Source organism: Nonomuraea sp. NPDC049784, assembly GCF_040659615.1.
GTDB lineage: Bacteria > Actinomycetota > Actinomycetes > Streptosporangiales > Streptosporangiaceae > Nonomuraea.
Genome location: NZ_JBFAMX010000443.1, coordinates 1 through 8,672, shown reverse-complemented (window position 1 = coordinate 8,672; position 8,672 = coordinate 1). Strand labels below are relative to the sequence as shown.

Genomic DNA, 8,672 nt, shown 5'->3' with positions numbered 1-8,672 from the left:
CGAGCCCCGAGGCGCCCCCGATCACCGCGGCGCGGAGGGCGCCGTCCGCACGGCTCCGGCAGGGATGAGGCCTTCGGCGACCAGGTCTCTCCAGAGGCCGTCCGGGACGTCTGTCTCGAACTGCCGGAGGTCTTCGTCCACCTCACGTGGCGAGCGCATCCCGACGGCGACCGCGGCGACGGCGGGATGCAGCAGCGGGAAGGCCAGCGCGGCAGCGGGGAGTTCCACGTTGTGGTCCTCGCATATCGCCGCGATGCGGTTGGCTCGCTCGGCCACCTCCACGTCGGCGGCACGGTACTCGTACATCGCATGGGGCGCGGGCCGGGCGGTGGACAGCAGGCCGGTGGCGAAGACACCGACGGCGACCACGGCGACGCCGGCCTGATGGGCCGGCGCGAGCACCGAGTCGAGCGCGCTGTGGTCGAGCAGCGAGTAGCGGTTGGCGAGCATGATCACGTCGACGAGACCCTCCTCGATGATCGCGGCGAGGCCGGTGGTCGAGTTCGTTCCGATGCCGATGGCCTTGACGACGCCGGCGGCCTTCAGCCGCGCCAAGGACGCGAGGCCCTCCCGGGCTGCGCCCTCCCATGCCTGGTCGGGATCGTGTGCGTAAAGGATGTCGACCGAGTCGAGTCCGAGGCGCGCCAGGCTCTCGCGAAGCGAACGTTCGACACCCGTCGGCGAGAAGTCCCACCGACGCGTGCGGTCGCCGGGGACGGCGAATCCGTCGTCGTCACGTTCGCGCGGCCGCGTATTGGGGACGATCAGGCGACCGACCTTGGTGGACAGGACGAACTCATCGCGCCGATGGCGGCACAGTTCGGCTCCCATGCGGCGCTCGGAGAGGCCGAGACCGTAGTGCGGCGCCGTGTCGAAGTAGCGGATGCCGCGGGCCCACGCGCGGCGTACCGTCCGCGCGGCCTCGTCGTCGCTCACAGGTCGGGCGAAATTGCCGAGCGGTGATCCGCCGAGGCCGATGACGCCGTGCCCCGACCGGCCTCGGTTCAGCAGATCCACAACCGTGGCCGTCATGCGCCGAGCCCGTAGAAGGCTGACGCGGTGCCCGACATGATCGCCTGCCGCTCCGCCGGGCTCAGCTCGCCGATGAGCTCGTCCACGGCGCATCGCCACGCGATCGGACCGGCCCCCAGCTCGGCCAGCGGCCAGTCCGACCCGTACATGAGCCGCTCCGGGCCGAACGCCTCGAGCGCAACGTCGACCACGCGGCGCAGGCAGGCTCCGTCGCCGCCACTCATGAGTCCGGCCAGCCCGGAGATCTTCGCGAACGTGTTCGGCCGCGCGGCGAGTTCGCGCAGGCCGGCCTCCCAGCCGGCGCCGTCGTCCGACTCCGCGATCCCGCCGAGGTGGTCGACGACGAAACGGACACCGGGGTGCGCGGCCACGACGGTCGCGGCCAGCGGCAGCTGCCACCATCGCACGACCAGGTCGAAGCCGAGATCGCACGCGCCCAGCTGCTCAAGCGCCGTTCCCACGTCGGGCCGTCCGAGCCAGGCGGGGTCGGGGTCGACATGGACTAGGTGACGGATTCCGGCCAGCCTCCGGCGTGCCACGGTGTCGAGCTCGTCGAGCTGCTCCGCGACATCGGCGGTGAGGTCAGCCCAGCCGACCACCCCGGCGATGCGCGGGCTCGGGTGCGCCAGAAGCCGCCGCGTCTCGGCGGCGCTGTTGCTCGACTGCACGATGACGGCGGCGTCCATGCCGGTCGAATCGAGCATCAGCTCGAGGTCGGCGGGCGCGAAGTCGCGATCGATGGCCGCCATCGTCACGGGGTCGATCCACGGCTGGGGATCGGTGGCCCGGTTCCAGAGGTGGACGTGTGCGTCGATCAAGCGGCTCACGACAGGTGCCAGATCTCATCGATCGGCTGCCACAGAGCGCCGGGGTCCCGCTCCTCGACGATGCGGACCTGGCACGGGTCGGTGTGCGTCCACCACTCGCGCGTCACGGGGTCCTCGGCGATGCGGGCCATGTCGGCAGCGTGGTCCTCACCGACGTACTCGTAATAGGCGAACAGGGTGTCGCCGACGATGAAGATCGAGTAGTTCGTGACGTTCGCGTCGCGCAGGGTCTGCTCGACCTGCGGCCAGACGTCGCGATGCAGGGCGAGGTACTCCTCCCGGCGCTCCGGCCGGACGCCGACGACGAGGGCATGACGCTCGATGCGGTGCTGCGCGCTCACGACCCCACCTGCTCCACCGCGGGACCGCCGAAGCGGTCGTCCTGACGGAGGTCGGGCACGAGTCGCAGGCCTGCCCGGTCGGGACGGACGTGCGGCCCGGTGATCGCGGCCGGCGGGTCAGCGGCTCGTACGATCTTGATGTGATCCTCGTCCACCCTGATGCCGAGGCCCGGCTGATCGCCGAGAACGATACCGCCGTCCTCGTACTCCTGGTCGACGTGGAGTCCGATAGGAGACGAGAGGTCCTGGACCTCGAAGGCCAGGTGGTTCGGCACCGCCGTGGCGGCATGCGCCAGAGGGTTGGCGTGGTACGCCACCGGGCTCACGGGCAGGTCGTGGCCGTGAGCCACCGCGGCCACCCGCAGGAAGTGCGTGATGCCCCAGACGTTGCCCACCTGGACGATGTCGATCGCGTCGGCGTCCAGGAGCGGCCGGTACTGCTCTAGTCCGGTAAGGTTCTCGCCGGTCGCGACGGCGGCGCGGATGCCCCGCCGGACCGAGGCAAGCCCGGCCGCGTCCCATCGCCGCACCGGCTCCTCGACCCAGGCCAGGTCGACCCCGCGCTCCAGCGCCGTGACGAACCGCACGGCCTGCGAGCGGTTCCACGACTCGTTGGCGTCGAACATGAGGGCCGGGTGCGCCGAGTTGCGGGCGAGGACGTCCCGCAACGCCTCCAGTCGGCGCAGGTCGTGCTCGGGATTCCGGCCGCCCTTCAGCTTGCCGGCGCTGAAGCCCCGGTCGGCGAAGCGTTCGTAGAGGCGCACGAGGGCCTCGTCGTCGAGGGCGATGTCCAACCCGGAGGCGTAGCCGGGGACGTACCGGTCCCTGCCTCCCAGGGTGCGCCATAGCGGCTCATCGGCCGCCTTCGCCTTGAGGTCCCACAGCGCCATGTCTATCGCGCCGATCGCGCCGAACGTCGCACCCGAATGGCCGGTCTTGAAGACCCGGGCCAGCATCCGGTCGTAGAGGGCTGTGACGGCCCGCGGGTCCTCACCCTCGACGGCGCCGAAGACGCGGTCGATGTCGCCGTGCGCACCGACCCCCACCCCCTCGAGACCGCTGTCGGTCTCGAGGATCAGCACGTGCACGTCGGTACGGGGCTCGGACATGACCCCATTGGCGTCGCCGATCAGCCGCCCCCAGTCGTGCAGCGTCGTCAGGCTACGGTATCCGGTGACCTTCAAGATTGCTCCTTCTTGGCAATGTTCCGACTCACTCCTTGGTGCCCCCCGCCGTCATGCCCGCGACCAGGAAGCGCTGCGCGAAGAGGAAGACGATCAGCACGGGCAGCACCGAAATGACGGTCGCGAGCGCGAGCGTCGGCAACTGCACGGACTGGGTCCCGGCGGAGCTCGGATTGAACGCCGGAGTCGAGGCGAGCAGGGAGGTCAGGCCGACTTGGACCGGGTACCCCTCGCTCGAGGGCAGCATCACGAAAGGCAGGAAGAAGTTGTTCCAGCTCTGGACGAAGCTGAAGAACGCCACCAGCGCGACGATCGGCGCCGCCAGCGGCAGCGCGACCCTGGTGAACACCTGGAGCTCGCTGCATCCGTCGAGACGCGCCGCCGCGAGCAGATCACGCGGGACGCTGGTGGAGAAGTAGATGTACGTGAGGTACACGCCGAACGGGAAGAACGACATCGGGAGGATCACCGAGAGCGGACTGCCGATCAGCCCCACCACGTTCAGTTCGAGGAAGATCGGCAGCACCAGCGCGGTGTTCGGGATCAGCATGACGATCAGCGTCAGTACGAGGAGCGACCGCCGGAACCGGAACTCCGTCAGAGCCATCGCGTAGCCCGCCGGGATGCTCGCGATGAGCGTGATGACGAGCGCACCCACCGCGTACAGCGCCGAGTTGCCCACCCACGCGGTCACCGCGCCGTCCTGGAAGCCGAACAACTGGTCCCAGTTGGCGGCCAGGTCGCCGAGGCTGCCGGGCAGGAACGGGTTCTCGATGATGAGCCCGCGTGCCGACTTCGTCGTCGCCAGCAGCAGCCAGACGATCGGGATGATGAAGAACAGCACGAAGATCGCGACCACGACCGCGACGATCGTCCGGCCGCTCCAGCCGCTGACACCGCTCCGGCGGCCGGCGTCCACTGTCGTCATGAGCTCAGCCCCTTTCGAACAGGCCGCCGCGCGTCACGAAGACGGCCGACAGCGCTAGGGCGATGACGAGCAGCAGCAGGGAGATGGCCGCCGCTCCGTTGAAGTCGTTCTGCTGGAACGCGTACTGGTACGCGAGCTGGTTCAACGAGTAGTCGTTGGGCACGACTGCGTTGCTCGCCTGCGAGAGCAGCTGCGGCTCGACGAACAGTTGCGTGCCGGCGGCGAGCGACATGATCCCCATGTACGAGATCCACTTGCGCAGCAGCGGCAGCTGGATGTGCCAGGCGATCTGCACAGTGCCGGCGCCGTCGATGCGCGCCGCCTCGATCACGTCGGGGCTGATGTTGTTGAGCGCGCCGTACATGATGACGATCCAGCCGCCCGCGCCGGTCCAGAACGCGATGATGGCGAAGATCGGCGGCAGATTGGCCGGCACGATGACCTGCACGAAGCTGGAGAAGCCCATCAGACGCAACAGGCCGCCGACCGGGCTGGCGGTGGGGTCGAGCACGAAAAGCCACAGCAGCACGCTGGACGCGCCCGCCAGGGCGCCCGGTAGATAGAAGACGAGCCGGAGCGTACGGCTGAGCACGCGCACGCGTACCGCGTGGACGACGATGGCCAGGAACGAGACCAGCACCACCAGGGCCACCAGCCAGATCACCAGGTAGAGCGCAACGTTCCCGACGGCGGGCAGGAAGCGGAAGTCGCTCATGACCTTGGTGAAGTTGGCGATACCCGCGAAGCCGCCGTCGCCGTCGGTGAACGCGAGGTAAAGGGCGTAGAAAGCGGGGAGGATACCGAACGCGACTGTCAGCACCGCGTAGAGAGCGATGAAGGCGTAGCTCATCGCGCTCCGCTCACCACCGTCATTCCGGCCGGTCGCCCGCCCGCGTGGGATCACCGCAGATCGGGCCGCCTCATTTGTGACTGTCATGTCACTTGACCGTGTAGCCGTTGACCTGGGCCTGGTTCTTGATCGCGGTCTCCCATTCGGGAAGCAGATCGACCAGGTTCTTGCCGCCGGCGATCGCAGGGGTGATCGTCTTGGCCCAGATCGCCTCCTGGCTGAAGACGCCGGAGCCCCACCCGCTCCAGATCTGCGACCCGGCCTTGATCAACGCCTGCAGGTCCGTGGCATAGTACCCGCTCGACTCCTGCTTCTTGATCCACTTGTCCGCGGCGGACGCGTAGGCCGGGTAACCGGGAGCGACGTTCACCTGGTAGTCGTCGGCCGTCGTGACGAATTCGACGAACTTCTCGGCCGCCTTGAGGTTCTTCGAGTGGCTGCTGACGAACCAGGTGCCGCCGCCGACATTGCCCGTCACAGCGCTGTCGCCCTGCCAGGCCGGCGGCGCCGCGACGCCGAGCTGGCCCTTGGGGACGTTGAGCGACTGCGGGTTGTTGAAGATGGCGCCCGCGTACCATGCCGGGCCCGGCATCAGGAGCACCTTGTCGGAGTACTTCTTCACGAACTCCGGGGTGAAGACGCTCACGTTGGGAGTGGTGCCGTTCTTGATCAGAACGTCGAGCATCGACGCGGCGCGCTTGCACTCCGTGCTGTCGGTATTGACCGTCACCGACTTGGGACCGGTGATGTCGTTCGCCTGGCACTTGCTGCCCCAGAAGAAGACCTCCGGGGTCCAGGCGTCTCCGACGGTGCCGACGATGTAGCCGGGGTGCTCCTTGGCCACCTTCTCGCCGAGCGCCTGGTACTCCTCCCAGGTGGTGGGGACGGAGTAGCCGAACTTGTCGAGCAGGCTCTTGTTGTACCAGAGCACCGCCTGCGCCAGGTCGTTGCGGAGGCAGTAGACCTTGCCCTCGACCGTGCACGGGGCCAGCGAGCCCTGCGTGAAGTTGTCAAGCGTGGTCTTCGGGACGAGCCCGCCGTTCAGCACGGCCGCGAACGCCTGTTTGCCGTTGCTCTTCTGGCTCGCCCACGCCGCGTCGTTGTTCTGCGTCGAGAACACCACATCGGGCCAGCCGCTGCCTGCCCGGTCGAAGAGCTGGATCTTCGTCCGAAACGAGTTCGAGCCGTTCGAAGACCCGTCGTACGTGACCACGTTGAGCTTCACGCCGGGGTTGGCCTTCTTGAAGGCGTCGGCCGCACCCGACCGGTCGGAGTCCACCCACACCGTGATCGCGGCCTTGTCATCCTGCGTGACCTGAGGAAAGCCGTAGGAACCGACCGAGGAACCGCCGCTGCTGCCGCAGCCGGCCAGCGTGAGGGCGATGGCGAGTGCACCCACGCCGCCGATCACGCGCACCCGCCGCCCGGCATGTCCGGCATGTGTGTTACGTACCATGTTGCGTCCTTTTTCCCGAATCCCACATTGACGACTCGCGCAGTGTGATGAAAATAGAGCATACGTATGACGTATGCAAGCGGTCTGAAGCACCGCCTTGAAGAGAGTGAGGACACCTATGAAGGGTGCTGCATACATGGGCGAAGGTCGCTTGACGACCGTGTCCGTGGACGTCGCGCCGCCCGGCCCCGGCGAGCTCCAGATCGCCGTCGCCTACTGCGGGCTGTGCGGAACGGACCTCCACATCGTGCACGGCGACATGGATGCGAGGGTGCGGACGCCCCTCGTGTTCGGCCATGAGACGTCGGGCACGGTGGCGGCCATCGGCACGGGCGTGGAGGGCTGGAAGGTCGGCGACCCCCTGACCGTCATGCCGCTGGTCTGGGACGGCACCTGCCCCGCCTGCCTCGCCGGTCACCAGCACATCTGCCAGAACCTCGTCTTCGTCGGCATCGACTCCCCCGGAGGGCTGCAGCAACGGTGGAACGTGCCCGCCTCGATCGCCGTGCCGCTCCCCCTCGACCTCGACCTGCGTACGGCGGCGCTCGTCGAGCCCGTCGCCGTCGCGGTACACGACGTCCGGCGCTCCGGCCTCCAGGTCGGTGACCACGCCGTCGTGCTCGGCGGCGGCCCCATCGGGGTGCTCATCGCCGTCGTCGCGCGGGACGCAGGCGCCCACGTCATGGTCGCCGAGGTCGACGCCTCCCGCCGGAGCCGCGTCGCCGAGCTCGGCATCGAGGTGATCGACCCCTCCTCCGCCGACATGGTCGCCGAGGTCGAGCGCTGGACGAACGGCGTCGGCGCCGATGTGGTGTTCGAAGTGTCGGGAGCCGCCGCCGCGGCCCGCTCCACCACTGCGCTGGCGAAGGTGCGTGGGACGATCGTCGTGGTGGCCATCCACTCCGCCGCTCGCGAGCTGGACCTGCAGCGGGTGTTCTGGCGCGAGCTCCGCCTGCTGGGCGCCCGGGTGTACCAGCGATCCGACTTCGAGCGCGCCGTCGAGCTGCTCAGTCGGCGCCGTATCCCCGCGGAGGCCCTCATCTCCGGTGTCGTCCCGCTCGAGGAGACCGCCTCCGCGATCGACGACCTCTCGGCCGGCCGGGCCATGAAGATCCTCGTGGACGTCGCCGGGGAGGCCCGGGCATGAACGACCTCTTCGACCTCCATGGCAGTCTCGCTGTCGTCACCGGCGCCCGCCGGGGCATCGGTCGAGCCATGGCGGAGGCCATCGCCGCCGCCGGAGCGGACATCATCGGTGTGAGCGCTCACCTTCGGACGGACGACGAGGTCGCCGAGACCGTCCGGAAACTCGGCCGGTCCTTCGAAGGCCGCGCCGTGGACTTCGCCGATCGCGACGCCGTCCTGCAGCTGGGTGCCGAGCTCGCTGAGCGGGCTCCCGACATCCTCATCAACAACGCGGGGACGATAGAACGGGCTCCCGCCGCGGAGCATCCGCTCACGTGGTGGGATCGGGTGATCGAGGTCGACCTGTCGAGCCAGTTCGCCCTCACCCAACTGGTAGCACGTCCGATGCTGGACCGCGGCCGAGGCAAGATCGTGTTCACGGCGAGCATGCTGAGCTTCCAGGGCGGGATCAACGTGCCCGGCTACACCGCCGCCAAGTCGGGGATCGCCGGCCTCACCCGGGCGCTCGCCAACGAGTGGGCCGGTCGGGGGGTGAACGTCAACGCCATCGCACCGGGCTACATCGCGACCGACAACACGGCGGCGCTTCGCGACGACCCCGAACGGTCGCGGTCCATCCTGGAGCGGATCCCGGCTGGACGCTGGGGTCGCAGCGACGACATCGCGGGCGCGGCGGTCTTCCTCAGCTCGGCGGCGTCCGACTACGTCTCCGGCGCGATCATCCCCGTGGACGGCGGGTGGCTGGCGCGATGACCGCGGCGAGCAGAACGCCGAGTTCGTCAATGTCGAGGCGCACCCGAGAGGCGTGCCGGCCGAAGAGCTCGACCCGGACGGCCATACCGGTGTCGCCCGCTCCCGGCACGGAAACGCCGGCGCCGGCCACTCCTTCGTGTGCGGGCACCTCCACG

At 68.9% G+C, this 8,672-nt stretch carries 10 protein-coding genes; 2 read left to right on the top strand and 8 right to left on the bottom strand.

Annotated elements, in window-relative coordinates; genetic code table 11:
* Positions 1 to 21: 21 nt before the first annotated feature.
* The 7 genes from AB0J09_RS47080 to AB0J09_RS47050 are packed head-to-tail and all read right to left on the bottom strand — an operon-like array spanning position 22 to position 6,618.
* Positions 22 to 1,032, bottom strand: coding sequence for an aldo/keto reductase (locus AB0J09_RS47080; protein ID WP_360706654.1), 1,011 nt, complete (start codon positions 1,030 to 1,032; stop codon positions 22 to 24).
* Positions 1,029 to 1,850, bottom strand: coding sequence for an amidohydrolase family protein (locus AB0J09_RS47075; protein ID WP_360706651.1), 822 nt, complete (start codon positions 1,848 to 1,850; stop codon positions 1,029 to 1,031). Before AB0J09_RS47075 ends, AB0J09_RS47080 begins: the two co-directional genes overlap by 4 nt.
* Before the next feature lie 5 nt (positions 1,851 to 1,855).
* On the bottom strand, positions 1,856 to 2,200 hold the full coding sequence (locus AB0J09_RS47070) for an L-rhamnose mutarotase (protein ID WP_360706648.1): 345 nt from the start codon (positions 2,198 to 2,200) through the stop codon (positions 1,856 to 1,858).
* The gene (locus tag AB0J09_RS47065; RefSeq protein WP_360706646.1) at positions 2,197 to 3,384 is read right to left on the bottom strand and encodes a mandelate racemase/muconate lactonizing enzyme family protein; all 1,188 of its coding nucleotides are present in this window, start codon (positions 3,382 to 3,384) and stop codon (positions 2,197 to 2,199) included. The genes AB0J09_RS47070 and AB0J09_RS47065 overlap by 4 nt, the downstream gene beginning before the upstream one ends.
* 28 nt (positions 3,385 to 3,412) lie before the next feature.
* On the bottom strand, positions 3,413 to 4,312 hold the full coding sequence (locus AB0J09_RS47060; protein WP_360706643.1) for a carbohydrate ABC transporter permease: 900 nt from the start codon (positions 4,310 to 4,312) through the stop codon (positions 3,413 to 3,415).
* Positions 4,313 to 4,316: 4 nt separating this feature from the next.
* Positions 4,317 to 5,249, bottom strand: coding sequence for a sugar ABC transporter permease (locus tag AB0J09_RS47055; RefSeq protein WP_360706640.1), 933 nt, complete (start codon positions 5,247 to 5,249; stop codon positions 4,317 to 4,319).
* Between the two features lies 1 nt (position 5,250).
* Positions 5,251 to 6,618: an extracellular solute-binding protein gene (locus AB0J09_RS47050; RefSeq protein ID WP_360706637.1), complete on the bottom strand. Its 1,368-nt coding sequence runs from the start codon at positions 6,616 to 6,618 to the stop codon at positions 5,251 to 5,253.
* A 136-nt stretch (positions 6,619 to 6,754) separates the two neighbouring features.
* Between AB0J09_RS47050 and AB0J09_RS47045 the strand changes: the two genes are divergently transcribed.
* A complete protein-coding gene (locus tag AB0J09_RS47045; RefSeq protein WP_360706634.1) occupies positions 6,755 to 7,765 on the top strand; it encodes an alcohol dehydrogenase catalytic domain-containing protein in 1,011 nt (336 codons plus the stop codon).
* Positions 7,762 to 8,517 (top strand): SDR family oxidoreductase, encoded by a 756-nt coding sequence (locus AB0J09_RS47040; RefSeq protein ID WP_360706631.1) that lies wholly within the window; start codon positions 7,762 to 7,764, stop codon positions 8,515 to 8,517. Before AB0J09_RS47045 ends, AB0J09_RS47040 begins: the two co-directional genes overlap by 4 nt.
* On the opposite strand, the gene AB0J09_RS47035 is transcribed toward AB0J09_RS47040, so the two are convergent.
* The coding region (locus AB0J09_RS47035; RefSeq protein WP_360706628.1) for a hypothetical protein at positions 8,483 to 8,672 on the bottom strand (190 nt) is incomplete at its 5' end. The two genes, AB0J09_RS47040 and AB0J09_RS47035, sit on opposite strands and share 35 nt — an antisense overlap.